The organism is Bacillus sp. z26 (assembly GCF_058313635.1).
Window position 1 is genome coordinate 231,195 of record NZ_JBZFQM010000002.1, and the last position, 17,070, is coordinate 248,264.

Below are 17,070 nucleotides of genomic sequence, written 5' to 3' on the forward strand. Positions count from 1 at the left end.
TAGTATTTATCATTTATGGGAGGGTCTATTCATGAATACCTTTGAAGAAAAATTAGATCGTTATGCTGAATTGACTGTTAAGAAAGCGGCCAATGTGCAAAAAGATCAAATTGTGTTCATCATATCAACTATTGAAACTGCACCGTTTACACGTAAACTTGTCAGAAAAGCCTATGAAGCAGGGGCAAAGCATGTTTATGTGGAATGGAGTGACGAAGAAGTAAACCGTACTAAATATTTGCTGGCACCTGAAGAAGCATTTACGGAATTCCCATCCTGGATATCTGCCTGCAGAGATGAAATGGTTGAGAAAGGTGCAACCTTTATAACAATCGTTTCCCAAAATCCAGATTTACTGCATGGAATCGATTCAAAACGGATCGCCAATTTTCAAAAGGTAGCCGGTAAGGCTCTGAATAATTTACGTGAGGCTATGCAATCCAATAAAATCAGCTGGACAGTTGTCGCTGCTGCAGGTACAGGATGGGCAGACAAAATATTTCCAGGACAAGAAAACAGTATAGACTTATTATGGGAAGCCATCTTCTCTTCTGTCCGTGTTGATCAAGCAAATGTCCTTCAAGCATGGGAAGAGCACCTTGAAACATTAATAAGTAAAGCTGATTATTTAAATAACAAAAAATATAAATACATACACTATCAAGCACCTGGTACAGATTTAAAAATTGAACTTTCCACAAAACATAAATGGTGTGCGGCAGGAGCGAAAGACTCTACCGGCAAGGAATTCATTGCGAACATGCCTACAGAAGAAGTATTTACGATTCCTTTAAAAACGGGTGTGAATGGCACTGTATCGAGCACAAAGCCATTAGCTTATGGCGGCAATGTTATTGATGAATTCACCTTGACATTTGAAAATGGAAAAATCGTGCATGCGGAGGCGAAAAAAGGTGGGGAATTTTTAAATCATCTTATTAATGTTGATGAAGGCGCCAGATACCTGGGTGAAATCGCACTGGTCCCTCATCATTCACCAATATCTGAATCAAATATCTTATTTTATAATACGTTATATGATGAAAATGCATCAAACCACCTCGCTATTGGCGCTGGATATCCATTTTGCCTTGAAGGTGGAGAGGCAATGAATGCTGAACAATTGCATGAATATGGTGTTAATATCAGCCAAGTACATGAAGACTTCATGATTGGTTCTGCTGAAATGGATATTGACGGAGAATTGCCGGACGGAACCCGTGAACCAATCTTCCGTAATGGGAATTGGGCGTTCTGATTATTGTAAAGTACTTCTAAATCACCCCCACTTCTTTACATAAACAAAATAAAACGCTTAGAGAACCATCCTCTAAGCGTTTTTTTGCTCTTCTGTTACTATTATATTGTATTCATTAAGATTTAAACAAAATCAATATAACCACATACTCTTATTACGCCTTCTCTTTTAAATCCTCATTTATTTTTAATTGCTGTGTCGCAAATTTTTGATAGAGCTTGTGAGTTTGCATTAATTCTTCATGTGTACCCCTACCTGTAATTGCACCTTTTTCTATAAATAGCAATTGATCAGCATCGACAACGGTTGATAAACGATGGGCAATAACGATTGTCGTCCTTCCCACCATTAGTTTATTTAAGGCAGCCTGCACAGTTTGTTCGGACTCGCTGTCTAAACTTGATGTAGCTTCATCCAGCATTAAAATACTCGGATTCCTCAATAACGCTCTTGCAATCGCAATTCGTTGGCGCTGTCCTCCTGACAGCTTTAACCCGCGCTCACCTACTTCTGTTTGAAATCCTTCTGGCAATTGGTGTATAAATTCAAGTGCATGAGCCATTTTTGCTGCATTTTCCAGTTCAAGATCGGTCACTTCCCGTTCCAATCCGTAGCATATATTATCCCGTATAGTACCGGCCAATAGTGGACTCTCCTGAGAGACATACCCGATATGGTTTCTCCAAGATTGCAAAGTGTAATGATTGATTGGTATTCCACCAATCAGGATGATCCCCTCGCTTGGTTCATAGAAGCGTTCCAATAATTTGAATAAAGTGGTTTTGCCTCCGCCACTTGGCCCAACAATTGCTGTTACCTTTCCCGCTTCGATTGTTGCATTTAAATGATGAAGGATTAAAGAATCTCCCGAATATCCAAATGATAAATCTTTCAAAATAATGTCATCATTTGCTTTTACTAATTCTTTTCCACTAAATAATTCTTCTTCTTTTTCACTTAAAATTTCAATTATCCTCATGGTTGCTCCCATCGAACGCTGCAGCTGAGTAAAAAAAGTAGTAATTTGCCCCATTGGCATAATTATTTGAAAAATATACAGAATAAAAGCCACAAGTGAACCAGCGGTTATTATCCCGCTCGCCACCTGCATTCCTCCATATCCAATAATCCCGACTAGAGCAGCCATTAGAACCAATGTAATAACCGGAGAAACAAGAGATTGAGTTTTTGCTTCTTTTAACCCCAATTGGAATAGCCTATTCACACCTGCCAATCCTCTATTGTATTCAATTTCTTCTGCATTAGAAGCCTTTACCAGACGAATTTCAGGTAATACCTGATTTAATATGCCGGTAAATTTCCCAGTCTCCGCTTGTGTCTCCCTCGATATATTGAGCATAATTCGGCCAATTGGAATCAAGATCATAGCCGCAATAGGGAATACAATAAAAATTAACAGGGTTAATTTCCAGTTCATGATAAACAATATGGTTATGGATCCAATGACTGAAATCATTCCAGTAATTGCCCCTACTAAATGAGTGGTGATTAATTCCTTCACAACCATTGTGTCATTCGTCAATCTGCTGATCATTTCCCCTGAACCATACCTATCTGAATAAGATACAGGGAGCTTAATCAGCTTTTTCCATAATAAATCACGAAGACCTGCAATGATTTTCTGGCCATTATAACCAAGGGCATAAGTAGCGTAAGCACTTAATGCTGCCTGAGTGATAAAAACGAATACAATGATAAATATTTGATTTTTGGATAGTGAGGACATGCTGAAACCATCTACTATTTCCTTTGTTAACAAAGGAATTAACAATCCTATCAGGGTAGTCACTATACTAAGACCTAGCGCAAAACCCAGTCTTCCATACGAAGGGTTAGTAGCATGCAATAACCGAAAAAAACGTTTATAACTCCCCTTCTGTTTTCTTTCTTTCATAAGCTTGCTTCCTCCTAAGCTTGACTTTCATATTTAACGTTACCGAAGAATCTCTATAAAGACAAATTATTCTTAGGTGGAAATTTCAAATTTATAATAAGTCCAAAATCGCTTCTGATTCATTATACATTTACAGATACATAAATTTCCATTGTTGTTCCGATTTTCTTCCTAGTCAAGCTAATATAGGCAGTACCCTTCTATCGTTGTCATATTTTACACATTTTGAATCTGAATAGGTATATTGACTTGCATATATTATATAAATATAATTTATTTGCTTTTATTGGGTTTCTTAACTAGTAGGCACACTTTCGTTTTAGAGGTAAGGGTAAGACATCAAACAAAGATCACCCGCAGAATCGATGTGCATGGTCATCGCGATAAAAAAAGGAAGGCGAATCTATAGCGAGTTCAACACTTGTTCCTCTATATCAAACTTTTACTCAGCTCGAGGGATACATAGGATTGGTTGATAGCCAGAAACTTACTTTCATGAAAATCAGAATTAAGGAGATGTAAAATCTTTGAGGAAATTACTTCGCTATTTAGCACCGTATAAAATACTGATTATTTTTATATTCGCATTAGTATTTATACAGGCATTATCAGAATTATTTTTACCAACATTGATGTCTGACATCATCGATAAAGGTGTTATTAATCAGAACATACCATACATATGGAAAATTGGCGGATTTATGCTTTTGGTTGCCGCTATAGGTACTCTTTGCTCTGTGACAGCAAGTTACTTCAGTGCAAAAGTATCCATGTCTTTCGGCAAAAATCTCCGTTCCAAAGTATTCTCCCATGTAGAGAATTTTTCATTACATGAATTTGGACAAGTCGGTACTGCTTCGTTAATTACAAGAACAACCAATGATATAACACAGGTTCAGGTAGTACTGAATATGATTCTGAGAATGATGATTATGGCCCCCTTAATGGCTATCGGTGGCATTATAATGGCCTTTTCGAAGGATCCCGAACTATCCTGGGTTATCATTCTTGCGATTCCCATTCTTGTCGGAGTTATTCTATTTGTCATCTGGAAAGGGGTTCCTCTTTTTAAGCAGGTTCAGATCCGATTGGATGGAGTAAATCGTGTTCTTCGTGAGAATCTAACAGGTGTCCGAGTTATTCGTTCATTTAATCGCATAAATTTTGAAAAGAACCGATTTAAAAAGGCTAATTCCTCATTAAGAGATACTACTATAAAGGTTAATAAATTAATGGCTACTCTTATGCCGTTTATGATGCTGATTATGAACTATACGACTATTGCGATTGTTTGGTTCGGTGCAATCCGTATCGATCATGGAGATATGCAAGTTGGAGACTTAATGGCTTTTATGCAATATGCCATGCAGATTATGTTTTCAATGGTTATGCTTTCCATGATGTTTGTTATGATTCCTCGTGCTTCCGCTTCTGCCGCACGTATTAATGAGGTTTTGTCTATAAAGCCAACAATTAAGGATCGACCAACTAAAGATACAGTAAACCTAAACAAAACAGGTTATCTTGAATTTAAAGATGTTACATTCAGCTATCCCGGTGCAGAAGAACCTGCTCTTAAAGATCTTTCATTCAGCGCAGGTCCAGGAGAAGTCACAGCTATTATTGGTGGAACAGGTTCCGGTAAATCCTCATTACTAAAACTAATTCCGCGTTTTTATGAGCCGACTGAAGGAAGTATATCCCTGAATGGAGTCAATGTTAAAGAGTACAAATTAGATGAGCTTCGTAACCGAATTGGACTTGTGCCTCAAAAAGCCGTTTTATTCACCGGTACTGTAAAAGAAAACATTCTTTATGGGAATGAAAATGCCAATGATGAAGAAATTATCCATGCTGCAAAAATCGCCCAGGCCTATGATTTTGTATCCAATATGAAGGAAGGATTTGACTCTCCTATCGCCCAGGGCGGTACCAATATTTCAGGAGGACAAAAACAACGCCTATCGATTGCAAGAGCTTTGGTTCGAAAACCAGAAATCTATATGTTTGATGACAGTTTTTCTGCACTTGATTTCAAAACGGACGCTAAGCTGCGTAAAGCGCTGAAAAGCGAAACTGCAGAAGGGACAGTTTTATTGGTTGCCCAGCGCGTATCAACGGTTATGGATGCCGATCGCATTATTGTTTTAGATGAAGGGCAAGTTATGGGAATTGGAACACATGAAGATTTATTAAAAACGTGTGAAACCTATCAAGAAATAGTTAAGTCACAGCTTTCTGAGGAGGAGATTGCATGAGCAAAATGACAAGAAGACAATCGAATCCAGGATTTGGTCCTCCTGGCGGCCCTGGAGCACCAATCCAAAAAGCAAAAGACTTTAAGGGAACGTTAAAACGTTTAATTCGTTATTTAGCACCTTATAAATATCGACTTTTAACTGTCTTACTGGCCGCTATACTCAGTACAGTTTTCACTATTTTCGGTCCAAAAGTACTAGGAAAAGCAACTACCAAAATATTCGAAGGTATTATGGCAAAGATGTCAGGTATTCCAGGTGCCGGGATAGACTTTGAATATATTGTACGGATTCTTTTTATACTTGGAGGCCTATATTTATTCAGCTCACTCTTTGCCTTTATTCAGCAATTCATTATGGCAAGCGTTGCTCAGAATACAGTATTTACATTAAGGGAAGAAGCGGAAACAAAGGTATCCAGGCTCCCTTTAAAGTATTTTGATGGTACAACAACAGGAGAAACATTAAGTCGAATTGTAAATGATATTGACAATATAAGTACTACCTTACAGCAAAGCTTAACACAGATTATTACAAGTGTAGTGACAATTATTGGTGTCATCATTATGATGCTTTCAATCAGTCCAATTATGACGGGTATTCTCTTATTAACATTACCTTTAAGTGGATTCATCGCTGTATTTGTAGCCAAAAAATCTCAAACCTATTTTGCAGGGCAACAAAAATCACTTGGACATTTAAGCGGGCATGTAGAAGAAATTTATACTGGTCATGAAGTGGTAAAAGCCTTTGGTCAAGAGGAAAAGGCTAAAGAGGAATTTGAAGCAATTAATGAAACGCTGTACGAATCTTCCTGGAAAGCACAGTTCATATCAGGTGTTATCATGCCTCTTATGCAGTTTGTCGGCAATATTGGCTATGTGCTCATATGCGTAGTTGGCGGTATTTTCGTTGCAAATGGCAGAATAACAGTTGGTGATATACAAGCATTTATACAATATGCACGCCAATTTACACAACCGATTACACAAACAGCGAATATAGCAAACATCATTCAATCCACCATTGCTTCGGCAGAACGTGTTTTTGAATTGCTCGATGAAGAAGAAGAAGTAGCAGAAATTGAGAATCCAAAAGTGATTTCCTCCCCAGAAGGTCATGTCGTTTTCGATCATGTTGCATTTGGGTATAAGCAGGATCAGCTATTGATCAAAGACATGAATCTTGATGTCAAACCAGGTCAAAAAGTAGCCATTGTTGGGCCAACCGGTGCTGGGAAAACGACATTAATAAACCTATTGATGCGTTTTTATGAATTGAATGGCGGGAGCATCTTAATTGATGGCATCGATATTAAAGAAATGAAACGAGGAGATTTGCACAGTTTATTCGGTATGGTTCTTCAGGATACATGGCTCTTTAATGGTACGATAGCCGATAATATTGGCTATGGACGAGAAAATGCCTCCCGTGAAGAAATAATTGAAGCAGCCATAGCAGCTCATGCCGATCATTTTATCCGAACATTACCTGAAGGATATGAAACTGAGTTAAACGAAGAGGCTTCCAATATTTCACAAGGTCAAAAGCAATTACTAACGATTGCCCGTGCCATTTTAGCAAACCCATCTATTTTAATATTGGATGAAGCAACAAGCAGTGTCGATACGCGTACCGAAATCTATATTCAGAAAGCGATGAATCGTTTAATGGAAAACCGTACGAGCTTCGTAATTGCACATCGCCTTTCCACTATTAAAGATGCAGATTTAATTTTGGTTATGAATAAAGGTACCGTTATTGAACAAGGTACCCATGACGAGTTACTGAAACAAAATGGTTTCTACGCGGACCTTTATAACAGCCAATTTTCAGATCAAGAAGCTGTATAAACAGAAGCTGCCGAGAAGATTAGATATTTCCTCGGCAGCTTTGTTAAAAAATTCCCAATAACTAGGAGTTTTCGTATCTGTGGAATCTATTGAAGTCAAATATGTCTGCATAGCTTTTAACAGCATAAAGGCGATGAAGAAATATGTGAACTCTAGTAGCCTGACCATTTAAGACTCCCTTCTCTGATAATTAGATCCAGATATTCTCTTATAGTTACTATACTAATTCCGTATAAAATCCTCGTCTATGTATGACCTCTAGAAATGTTATAATGTATAATTTGGTTCAAAATAATCAGTCCGTAGTTCATTTTAGTGTAAGTAATAAAGTGATAAACAAAAAATTCCTTTATACCCATAATCCATCCCTATTGCTTCCATCTCTATCTCAAGTATACTAAATCTTTGTAATAAAGGTGTTCTTAGTTACATAAGCATATTTACACATGAGTTTAGTCTATATCTGATGTTTTAAAAGGACAACTTAAGGATAAATGATAAGAAAGTCGTAAATTCCGAGGTGTATGATTTGGAGAAAACAATTACCGAGAAAGATATTAGCAGTTATATAGGACGTGTACTAAGAGAAACCTTCGGACGAGGTCCCAGCCACGTCATTTGTACGATTTCCTCGCCTTATCTGGCCGTGCATCTTTCCAATTTCCTTTCCCCAATGGAGAAATCCTTATTAGCCAATCAGGATGGTGCAGTTTACGTTCAGAAGAACCGAGATCTTCTAATGGAAACCATAATCAAAGACATTACCTCCTACATCGAAGCAACATTAGGAACTGAAGTAGATGAATTCTTTTATGATTGGAATTTGCCTTCTTCGACAGGCATGTTTATTATTACCCTGTCAAGAACAGCAACCAGTTTCAGTGACTATGGAAATAGAGAGATAGTCGAGCAGGAATTAGCCAAAGTAAGCAAGCTCGCTCAAAAGGTACCAGAAGAAACCTATTCAACAATGTTGAATAAGCGGCAGCTGATGCTTGTTCGAGAAGGTATATTGGTACCAATTGAAAAGGAACTCATTAAGTTGGGTTTTAAAGAGCAGTTGATGATTGCTAAGCGAGACTTGGAGAAAAGCCTAATAAAAGAGCATAAAAGCACATTCGAGAAATATTTAAACTGTAAAATAATCGAAGAATTCACCTTTTGGAATTTCGAAAAAGATAAGAGCTATATTATTTTTATCTTGCTAAATTAATTGGTTGATTGACAATACATAATATCTGTGATAAAATATTATTCAAATTTAAAATTAATTTTAACCTGATAGCAATGAGTGGGCATGGTACCATACATAAGTCAGAAAAGGAATGATACACTTGTCCTTTTCTGACTTTTTTTATGGGGAAAATCATCAAAGGGAGATGGATACTTATAGATATGGAAGATTACATACAAATAAAAAATAAACTGCTAGACAAGATTGATTCATTTAAGAAACAAAACTTAGCGAGCAACAAGATCCTAATTAAACGGATGGAAATTGAGCCTTATATCGAAAATGTTGCAAACTCTTTGTCAATTGATTATAAAAAAGATTTTTATCCAACAAATACGATTTATCATTTTAGTTTTAATGAGCAACAATTACAAATGAAAATTTTGTTTCGCTACGGGACATATTATACACGGCACCAAATTATAGACCGATATGAATAGCTGATTGGCTGCTATTTGCATTGAGACAAATTCTTTTAATTTATAGATTGTCTATCTAACCATATAAGCAGCCGCCTCTTGAAATTCTTTAGCTATACCCTTCCTCTCTTTGTAAAACCCTACCCTACACCCCTCTCATATTCCTTTGCAACAATCATTCCAGGCTAAATAGGTCCGCTGTCGTCTTTAAACATTAAAAATGACTTGTCTGAAAAAAGTTAAGTCGACTCTTACAGGAATTGAAACACAGTCAATTTAAGGAGTATATGTCGGGAAACACCATCCAGCATATACTCCCTCCCTATTCATTTGATCCTTAACTCTGTCTGTCCTATAAATAAATACGGGAATGCCACAATCAAACAGAAGATTAAAGGGCAGCGCGTGACTTCATGCCGCCCCTCTTCATAATTATTAGGCAACTATTCTTAATGTCCATAACGCTATTATCTATATATTATGCTTATATCCCCAAGTTCAATGATAACTCTTATCAAATTCCGTTTATAGTCGCTCTTTTTAAATTAACAAACTATTTTGAATATGGAAAAATTTAAGGAATGAATTTACTGAATCTTTTTGCTATTATAGGAATATAACATCACGAGTGAAGAAGGTGCTATAGTGTGTGCTCAGGAAAAATATAATGACTTATTGAATGAGTTAAGAAAAAATTACCAAATGTACTATGATAATAAGACCATATCACACAAAGATTTTTATAGACGCCGCGTAAATTTAATTATGAAACTTCGGACATTGGATATCAATCAAGAAAAACCCTCAATAAAAAACCTATCGACTTATTCATATCCTTATGATAATTAAAATTAATTTCAATCAAACCTGACCTAATAAGAGATTGGACAGTTGGTTACTTTATCAATCTCTTATTTTTTATTCCTTATTTATACCTAAAAACCTCATTTTTTGAATTTTTAAGTCTTCAACTCTTACTACCAAACTACAGCTCGGTATTTTTTTAAATACTTAATATTGAGATGATGATTTCATTTCTGATTTCCTGGTTATGAGGAACCTGCAATTAGTAAAAAGATACTAAAGCGAAAACAATCAATAAGCATAATAATCAATGAATTTTTTTCAAATCAATGACTTCCTGTGCTAAAGCTAGAATTCTATTGCTCTCCTCTTTATTTACAATTTTATTGCCGGGGCCAAAGCAACTCGTATGTAGAAATACATTATTAAATGGGATTATCGCTTTGAAGTAGGATAAGATGGGCTTTAATTGATATTCTGTTACCAAAAAGTGTTTATCTGAGCCTCCATTAGTCACGACTCCAACCACTTTTCCTTTAAAATAATCAGGAGCTAAATGATCAAATAGATTTTTTAATACACCTGGTATCGAAGCCTGATATATAGGTGTACCAATGATAATAATATCCGCATATTTCAGTTTATTCACTACAGTTTGCGTATCTTGATTATAGGATGTTAAAGGAATCCCTCTTACGAACTCTACATTATATTTTCTTAAATCTATTAATTCTATATTTAATTGTTTATCGATATTCTTAATGGCAGTCAAAACCTCTTCCACAGATTTCGGTGTTTTTTCACCAATTATGGAACCAGAAAGTCCAATTATTTTCATTATCTATTCACCCCCCACTATTTGTATAACCATTTTCTGCTCACCATACTTTTAAAATTCTTTTTCTTAAATTGACTATCGATTGTTTCTTTTTTCTTAGGAGGATTTCTACATGAAGATAGTTGCTAACAATAAAATGATGGAAAAAGGTAAAATAGCTTTATCTGGGAAAATTTCATCCAATACTATTATTAAGTCCATTTATTAACGCTATGGCAAATGGAATATATTCTAGGAAATGATGATTGGTGACATAGATCCTTTTGTTTTTATTATTCTATATCAAAACTAACTCGTTTTATCCGTTAGAATGGCCAGTTCATCAATTATCCAGTAAACAAAAAAAGACCTTACTATTTCAAATAAGGCGAAAAAAAGATTCTCGAAAGTGTATGAAACTATTTTAAAACATCCTGGTATTCCTCCCCATTTTCAAGAATCTTTTTAGCAAAGGGGCATATAGGCCTTATATATTTATTTTCTTTTCTCGCATGCCCAACAACCCGGTTTACTAACGCCTTTCCATATCCTTTGCCCCGACAGCAATCTGCAACTAATGTATGGTTAATGATAATGACATCTTGTGCAGTTTCCTCTTTTTCCTTGGCAACAAATTCAATTTGAGCAACAATATTTCCGCCAACTGCAATATAAAAATCATCTATAAAGTTGGACATGCTACAATCGCCCTCCCATCTATCATTATTTCAAATCCGGAAAAAACAATAAATATAGCTGTTTGAATGTTGATAAATAACCATATTCAGGAAGGAGCCAAAATAGTGTTAACAGAAGTTCAGTAAAAGATTACATAAGAGATTTTTAATCACCAATCATAACCAATCAATTATCGCCTTGTATTCATTCATCGACAATCACCCTGATTTCTGATTAAGTTTTCTGACTCACTATTAGTATATGAACATTACTAATCTTTTATTTCTAAAGAAATTATTATTTTAATATATTTATTTTTTATAAGTGACAATGGATAGTCGGTATAACCAGGTCATTGACATACTAATTAGTACAATAATAAATAGTATAATCAGTCATTTGAATAGTGGGTCCTATCTCTTTTAATCACTTCCCCTATTCTGCTAACCTGCTAGATTATGTGCATTAATCTACCCAATAAGAAACAGTCCAATTCTAAGCGAATTGGACTGACACGTACTGTACGATTTCAATTTCTGGACCTTTGATGGTTGAATTCAAAAAAATCGATCTAAAATCAAGAATAAAAAACCTTCTTCAATTCATCACTTATTAATTGCCACGCCTCTTCAGCTTGTTCCAAATCACCTGAATGTGTAAAGGCATGAGCTGCTTCTAAAAATTTCTTTTTTACAACCGGAACCCCTGCTTCTTCTAGCTGACTTGCATAATAATCTGCTTCATCTGCAAGTGAATCGAATTCAGCCGTAATAATCAAGGCAGGTGGCAAATCTTCCATATCCTCCGCATAGATAGGAGAGACTAATGGATTCTCGGCTTCCTTCATTGATTTTAAATAGGATTCATTAAATAACTTAGCCAATCTTGGTGGTATAGCCTTTTGGTGCTTTAATTTCAAATCTGGGTCAGTGGCAAGGTCAAGCGGGGGATAATCCAGAATTTGTTTTACCAGAGGAATTTGCTCCCGCTCTTTATTCAACAAACATAGAGCAGCAGCCAAATTACCACCTGCACTATGACCACCAACTGCAATTCGCTTATTATCTATCTGAAGCACATTAGGATTTTCATAAAGCCATTTCACAATATCATAGCATTCATATAAAGCAGTCGGAAATTTGTGTTCTGGTGCCAGACGATAATCGATATTTACGACGATACATCTAGCTCGCTCTGCAAGCACAGGACACCAAGCATCATCCAATTCAGCACTTCCCATAACAAAACCACCTCCGTGCATATTCACAAAGACTGGTAATGGCTCCCACCCCTGATTTTTTGGCCGATACGTAAGGACGCGAGTATTGCCAAAACTCGTTTCAATTAACCGCTCCTCCCTTTCAACTTCAGGTTTGATCCTAGGTTTCAAAGAGGAGGCCTGTATCATTTTACGTTCCATCATACGGATGGTTTTTACGAGGATTTTTTGATTAAAAACAAGCAATGTACACACCCCTTTATTCAAAAGACTGCAAACCAATTATAAAATAATTAAACTGTTCCTGATTGTACATAAAGTTTTTGTACAATAAAGTATATATATATTAAAATAATTATGACAATAACATATTAGGACAGGAGAATAGTTATGGAAAAGACGGCGATTCTTTTAGTTAACTTAGGTACACCAGATCAACCAACAACGACTTCTGTACGCTCCTATTTAAAAGAATTCTTGAGCGACAAAAGGGTAATTGATATACCTAAATGGAAATGGATGCCCGTCCTGCATGGAATCATCCTTAGAACTCGTCCACCAAAAACTGCAACACTCTATCAATCCATATGGACAGAAGAGGGTTCACCTTTATTAACGATTTCAATTAAACAAAAAAAAGAATTGGAAAAATATTTTTCTCATTCTAATATTAGAGTGTCACTCGCTATGAATTATGGGCAACCATCTTTAGACGATGAATTAGAAAAGCTGCATAATTGGGGTATGCGACGATTAATAGTATTACCTTTATTTCCGCAATACTCATCCACTACTACAGCTTCTATTTGGGATCATTTGAACCATATATTATCCACTTGGAGAGATATCCCGGAAGTTATTTTCGTACGTGACTTTCCAGATCATCCATTATGGATCCAATTATTAAAAAGACGAATTGAGCAATGCACAAATGAGCATGGACATCCTGATGCAGTCGTTCTTTCCTACCACGGAATACCTAAAAGGTATGTATCAGAAGGTGACGATTATCCGTATCAGTGTTTAAAAACAACTCATGCATTAAAAACCGCACTACCAAATTATAACTTTATCACGAGCTATCAGTCCAAATTTGGCAAGGAACCTTGGTTAGAACCATCAACCAGTGATACATTGCGCCATCTTGCAGAAAGTGGTTACAGAAATATACAGATCCTAGCTCCAAGTTTCATAGCTGATTGTCTAGAAACATTGGAAGAACTTCAAGTTGAGAACCGTACCATTTTTATGGAAAATGGCGGTGAAAAATATCATTACATAGAAGCAGCAAATGACGACCCCTTGTTTATTAAATGCCTACTCGATATCATTAAGCCTTATCTTGATGATTATATAGATAATCAACAATCTCTAAATCTTTGAAATAAGTACCATTTATATCATATTATAAACCAATACAAATAGAATAAAACAGATTATTGCTAAAAATAACGAACCATCCTTTAACACGGTTGGTTCGTATATTTGTAAATTTGCTTAAATCAGAGAATTTTCACTCCACTTCCATATCCAGGCATAGACCATTTCCAATCTTCGCCACGGTCCGATGCCGTTTCATCTAATAAACTCTATTACCAACAACATCTTCACTTCTGCAAAAGTTTGAATCATAACCGCTTCAAGTCATTTCCACTGAATCCATCTCTATTTAAATCGCATGACACCTTATTTCAATAAAATAAATAAGTTACCCTATAAAAAACAGCGCGATCATAATCGCGCTGCTACACTGTAGTTATTTAGATACTACTTTTATACTTTTTATAACATACAAACTGCTCTTAAAGAGAATATCAGATATGACAAGTCCAATCGCAATGCCGACAGCACTATAGCCAACATTCAAAAATCCGATTAATGCACCATCATAGTCCTGTAAAATTAACAGGCGAAACGACTGGAAAGCTGTAATACCCGGAACAATGGGTACCAAGCCAGGAACATAAAAGACTGTTAACGGCATTTTAAAGATTCGTGCTGAAATCTGCCCTGCAAAGGCCAGTAACAATGAGCAAACCACACTGGATAGAAAAATCCCATAACCTTCCGTACTTAAAACCCAATATCCCATCCAACCGCACATTCCTACAAGCCCACCAACAGGAATAGATTTACGTGGGACATTGCAAATGACAGCGAAGGATATCGATGATAAAAAACTAAAAACCATATGAAAAAGGATTTGATTCAATTTACCCTACTCCTAATTGATAAATAAATAATAGACAGTAGCAACTCCCGTGCCAATCGCCCCGGCAATGAATACTGCCTCCACTAAACGGATCGTACCGGAAAGATAGTGTTTCGCCATCATATCACGAATGGCATTAGTCATAGCAATCCCGGGTACTAACGGCGCAACGGTACCAATCATTACTGAATTTAAATGGCTCCCCACTATACTATTAATATAATAGGCAACGATACCTCCTAATAATGCTGCAAGATATTCTACTATGAATGGTGTTTTCATTAATTTAAAGCAAAATAAATACGTAATATAGCATAAAAGACCACCAATCATACTTGCAGGTAAATCAATAAATTCCCCGTTCATAATCAACATAACGCTTCCGCTCAGTACAGCTGTGCAAATAAGCTTAATCCATAAAGGGTAATCAAGTGGATCTTGATCAATAGCTTTTAGTTCCGAAAGTACTTCTTCGGTTGTCAAACGTCCCTCAGAATACATCCTGGAAATTTGATTGACCATCGTTACTTTTTTAAGATTATGATCCCGGTTATCAACTCTTACAAAGTTTGTATTATCTAATCCAATATTCACAAAAATTCCATTAACCGTTACATATGTAAATGGTGTTGTACCATGCTTTATTCCCAGTGAAGTACTAATCATTCTTTCCATCGTTTCCTCTACCCGACCGGTTTCCGCTCCATTTTCAAGCATAATACGGCCCGCCAGAAGACTGGCATCAATAATAATTTTATTCTTGTCTACTGCCACTTTACTTTATTCACTCCACCCATAATATCAATCAATGCTTATATATTGTACAATAATTATTTCAAAATAGAAAATAAGATGTTTTTTATACACATGGGTAGCACAAAGTTATTTTTATAGTACTGAAAAAGCCTAACTAAAGAGGATGGGACATAACTTATAAACGATCCTGAAAAAATAAACGATATCTAATTTATCGGCTTTGTTACTTATTAAAGAGTTAAGATGGAAGAAAAGTTTGTTCCATTGCGCGCTTACTCCTTTCGCTTTCCGCGGGGAGGAAGGCTTTAGCCTCCTCGGCTACGCCTCGCTCAGGTCTCAGCCATTCCTCTAGTTCCCGCAGAAGTCGGTGGCTTCCGTTCCATTCCACTAAGTTTAATAATGGTATACAGTAGTAACCAATCTATTGAAAATAAATAAAAATCCAAACTATTAGGCGAAATATTTATTAAAATATCACCTAATAGTTCGGATTTATCATCGACTGAAATACTTATGTCCCAGCCTCGTTATAGAAATGTCGGTTAAAGAGTGTTTAAAAACTCCCTGACTTGATCCGGTGTTTTAGCATTGGCACTATGTAAATGAGCTATTTTTTCTCCTTTTTTATAAACCAACAAAGAAGGAATCCCCATAACATTTTCTTTTTCAGCCAATTCCGGAAATTCATCTTTATCAATTTTAAACCATTGTTTATCTTGATTTTCCGAGATTATTTCATCAATAAATAGATCTAGGCGCTTACAATCTGGACACCAAGTTGTTGTAAATATTTCTATTGTTAACGTATCACTCTTTATGTTTTCATTAAATTCCTTCACGGATGTAACGTGTTGCATATATTAAATCTCCTTCCATATCTCTATTAACATAATAAACAATTTTAACATTTTATACATTTTAAATGCTTATTTATATGTTGTTAAGAACAATATTTTTATCAACCTATACCTTTTTTCACATAAATTGGTACAATAGACTTATGGCTTTTTAAAAAGGAGGGATTTTATGCGGTTGCTACATTTAATGTCAAAAGAAGAAACCGAAGAGGCTATTGAGCTATTAAGATACAAGCTGAAAGTATCATTGGAGAATCATGGATTATACGATAACCGTACGACTGAACTAAATAATCAACTTACCTTGTATATCGCTCATTATCTAAAACTAACATCTACGAAAACTTAGGTTTAATTAGAATCGGCGGCTTAACTTACTGTTTCAAAAAAACAAATAAACCCTGTTTACCACCAAAGCTCATCCCCAAATCTTCATTCAACTGTGCCAACCTCTGCCAACGACGAACCTGTTGTTCTTTCCATTTCATTTAGGACTGTTATCATCTCATCTGACAATCCATTGGACCTTTTTCTTATTTCAACTCTGCCCTTTTCAGCTGGATTGCCAAAATAAACTTTAAGTGGTGTTCCCTTGTACTCCACCGTACGGTCATGTAATTCACTGACTTGTTCCTCACTTCAGCTCCAAAGATACTAAATTAGCATAAACCCAACATCAAAATAGCAAGCAAGCCAATTTCCAGCTTCCTAATTTTACCCACTCACACATTATTATTATTAATTATTCTTTATCTTTCTTTAGAGTCCTATTTTCACCATATAAAATACC

The 17,070-nt window shown here is 35.9% G+C and carries 14 protein-coding genes; 6 read left to right on the top strand and 8 right to left on the bottom strand.

All coding sequences use genetic code 11. The annotated features are described in order from the left end of the window. The first annotated feature begins 31 nt into the window (after positions 1-31). Positions 32-1,258 carry an aminopeptidase gene (locus tag AC4G3K_RS06360; RefSeq protein WP_491132840.1) on the top strand — a complete coding sequence of 409 codons (1,227 nt, stop codon included), beginning with the start codon at positions 32-34 and terminating at the stop codon, positions 1,256-1,258. 154 nt (positions 1,259-1,412) lie between these two features. Here the strand turns inward: AC4G3K_RS06360 and AC4G3K_RS06365 are convergent, their stop codons facing one another. Further along, positions 1,413-3,173, bottom strand: coding sequence for an ABC transporter ATP-binding protein (locus tag AC4G3K_RS06365; RefSeq protein ID WP_491132841.1), 1,761 nt, complete (start codon positions 3,171-3,173; stop codon positions 1,413-1,415). A gap of 527 nt (positions 3,174-3,700) precedes the next feature. On the opposite strand from AC4G3K_RS06365, the gene AC4G3K_RS06370 reads away from it, so the two are divergent. The 3 genes from AC4G3K_RS06370 (at position 3,701) to AC4G3K_RS06380 (ending at position 8,497) form a co-directional block, all read left to right on the top strand. Further along, the gene (locus AC4G3K_RS06370; protein ID WP_491077012.1) at positions 3,701-5,431 is read left to right on the top strand and encodes an ABC transporter ATP-binding protein; all 1,731 of its coding nucleotides are present in this window, start codon (positions 3,701-3,703) and stop codon (positions 5,429-5,431) included. Beyond that, positions 5,428-7,284 (top strand): ABC transporter ATP-binding protein, encoded by a 1,857-nt coding sequence (locus tag AC4G3K_RS06375; RefSeq protein WP_491132842.1) that lies wholly within the window; start codon positions 5,428-5,430, stop codon positions 7,282-7,284. The genes AC4G3K_RS06370 and AC4G3K_RS06375 overlap by 4 nt, the downstream gene beginning before the upstream one ends. Before the next feature lie 529 nt (positions 7,285-7,813). Further along, positions 7,814-8,497 carry a Na-translocating system protein MpsC family protein gene (locus AC4G3K_RS06380; RefSeq protein ID WP_491132843.1) on the top strand — a complete coding sequence of 228 codons (684 nt, stop codon included), beginning with the start codon at positions 7,814-7,816 and terminating at the stop codon, positions 8,495-8,497. Positions 8,498-10,048: 1,551 nt separating this feature from the next. Here AC4G3K_RS06380 and AC4G3K_RS06385 read toward each other — a convergent pair. The 3 genes from AC4G3K_RS06385 to AC4G3K_RS06395 form a co-directional block, all read right to left on the bottom strand. Further along, entirely contained in the window at positions 10,049-10,579 is a 531-nt protein-coding gene (locus tag AC4G3K_RS06385) for an NADPH-dependent FMN reductase (RefSeq protein WP_491132844.1), read from the bottom strand. Between the two features lie 398 nt (positions 10,580-10,977). Next, a complete protein-coding gene (locus tag AC4G3K_RS06390) occupies positions 10,978-11,256 on the bottom strand; it encodes a GNAT family N-acetyltransferase (protein ID WP_491132845.1) in 279 nt (92 codons plus the stop codon). A gap of 557 nt (positions 11,257-11,813) precedes the next feature. Beyond that, entirely contained in the window at positions 11,814-12,701 is an 888-nt protein-coding gene (locus AC4G3K_RS06395; RefSeq protein ID WP_491132846.1) for an alpha/beta hydrolase, read from the bottom strand. A 144-nt stretch (positions 12,702-12,845) separates the two neighbouring features. On the opposite strand from AC4G3K_RS06395, the gene hemH reads away from it, so the two are divergent. Continuing rightward, positions 12,846-13,838, top strand: a complete 993-nt coding sequence (hemH, locus tag AC4G3K_RS06400; protein ID WP_491132847.1) for a ferrochelatase — start codon at positions 12,846-12,848, stop codon at positions 13,836-13,838. 373 nt (positions 13,839-14,211) lie between these two features. Here hemH and AC4G3K_RS06405 read toward each other — a convergent pair whose 3' ends face one another. The 3 genes from AC4G3K_RS06405 to AC4G3K_RS06415 all read right to left on the bottom strand — a co-directional run bounded on the left by AC4G3K_RS06405 (position 14,212) and on the right by AC4G3K_RS06415 (position 16,280). Next, positions 14,212-14,667 carry a threonine/serine exporter family protein gene (locus AC4G3K_RS06405; RefSeq protein WP_491077005.1) on the bottom strand — a complete coding sequence of 152 codons (456 nt, stop codon included), beginning with the start codon at positions 14,665-14,667 and terminating at the stop codon, positions 14,212-14,214. A 12-nt stretch (positions 14,668-14,679) separates the two neighbouring features. Beyond that, entirely contained in the window at positions 14,680-15,441 is a 762-nt protein-coding gene (locus tag AC4G3K_RS06410) for a threonine/serine exporter family protein (protein WP_491077004.1), read from the bottom strand. Between the two features lie 524 nt (positions 15,442-15,965). Continuing rightward, positions 15,966-16,280 carry a thioredoxin family protein gene (locus AC4G3K_RS06415; RefSeq protein ID WP_491132848.1) on the bottom strand — a complete coding sequence of 105 codons (315 nt, stop codon included), beginning with the start codon at positions 16,278-16,280 and terminating at the stop codon, positions 15,966-15,968. 169 nt (positions 16,281-16,449) lie between these two features. Here AC4G3K_RS06415 and AC4G3K_RS06420 point away from each other — a divergent pair, with 169 nt between their 5' ends. Beyond that, positions 16,450-16,629 carry a hypothetical protein gene (locus AC4G3K_RS06420; RefSeq protein WP_491077002.1) on the top strand — a complete coding sequence of 60 codons (180 nt, stop codon included), beginning with the start codon at positions 16,450-16,452 and terminating at the stop codon, positions 16,627-16,629. An 83-nt stretch (positions 16,630-16,712) separates the two neighbouring features. Here AC4G3K_RS06420 and AC4G3K_RS06425 read toward each other — a convergent pair whose 3' ends face one another. Then, positions 16,713-16,883 (bottom strand): hypothetical protein, encoded by a 171-nt coding sequence (locus AC4G3K_RS06425; RefSeq protein ID WP_491077001.1) that lies wholly within the window; start codon positions 16,881-16,883, stop codon positions 16,713-16,715. Between the last annotated feature and the right edge of the window lie 187 nt (positions 16,884-17,070).

Coding starts and splice junctions, on each gene's coding strand:
- AC4G3K_RS06360 (WP_491132840.1), top strand. CDS start 32: ATGAATACCTTTGAAGAAAAATTAGATCGTTATGCTGAATTGACTGTT.
- AC4G3K_RS06365 (WP_491132841.1), bottom strand. CDS start 3,173: ATGAAAGAAAGAAAACAGAAGGGGAGTTATAAACGTTTTTTTCGGTTA.
- AC4G3K_RS06375 (WP_491132842.1), top strand. CDS start 5,428: ATGAGCAAAATGACAAGAAGACAATCGAATCCAGGATTTGGTCCTCCT.
- AC4G3K_RS06385 (WP_491132844.1), bottom strand. CDS start 10,579: ATGAAAATAATTGGACTTTCTGGTTCCATAATTGGTGAAAAAACACCG.
- AC4G3K_RS06390 (WP_491132845.1), bottom strand. CDS start 11,256: ATGTCCAACTTTATAGATGATTTTTATATTGCAGTTGGCGGAAATATT.
- hemH (WP_491132847.1), top strand. CDS start 12,846: ATGGAAAAGACGGCGATTCTTTTAGTTAACTTAGGTACACCAGATCAA.
- AC4G3K_RS06415 (WP_491132848.1), bottom strand. CDS start 16,280: ATGCAACACGTTACATCCGTGAAGGAATTTAATGAAAACATAAAGAGT.
- AC4G3K_RS06420 (WP_491077002.1), top strand. CDS start 16,450: ATGCGGTTGCTACATTTAATGTCAAAAGAAGAAACCGAAGAGGCTATT.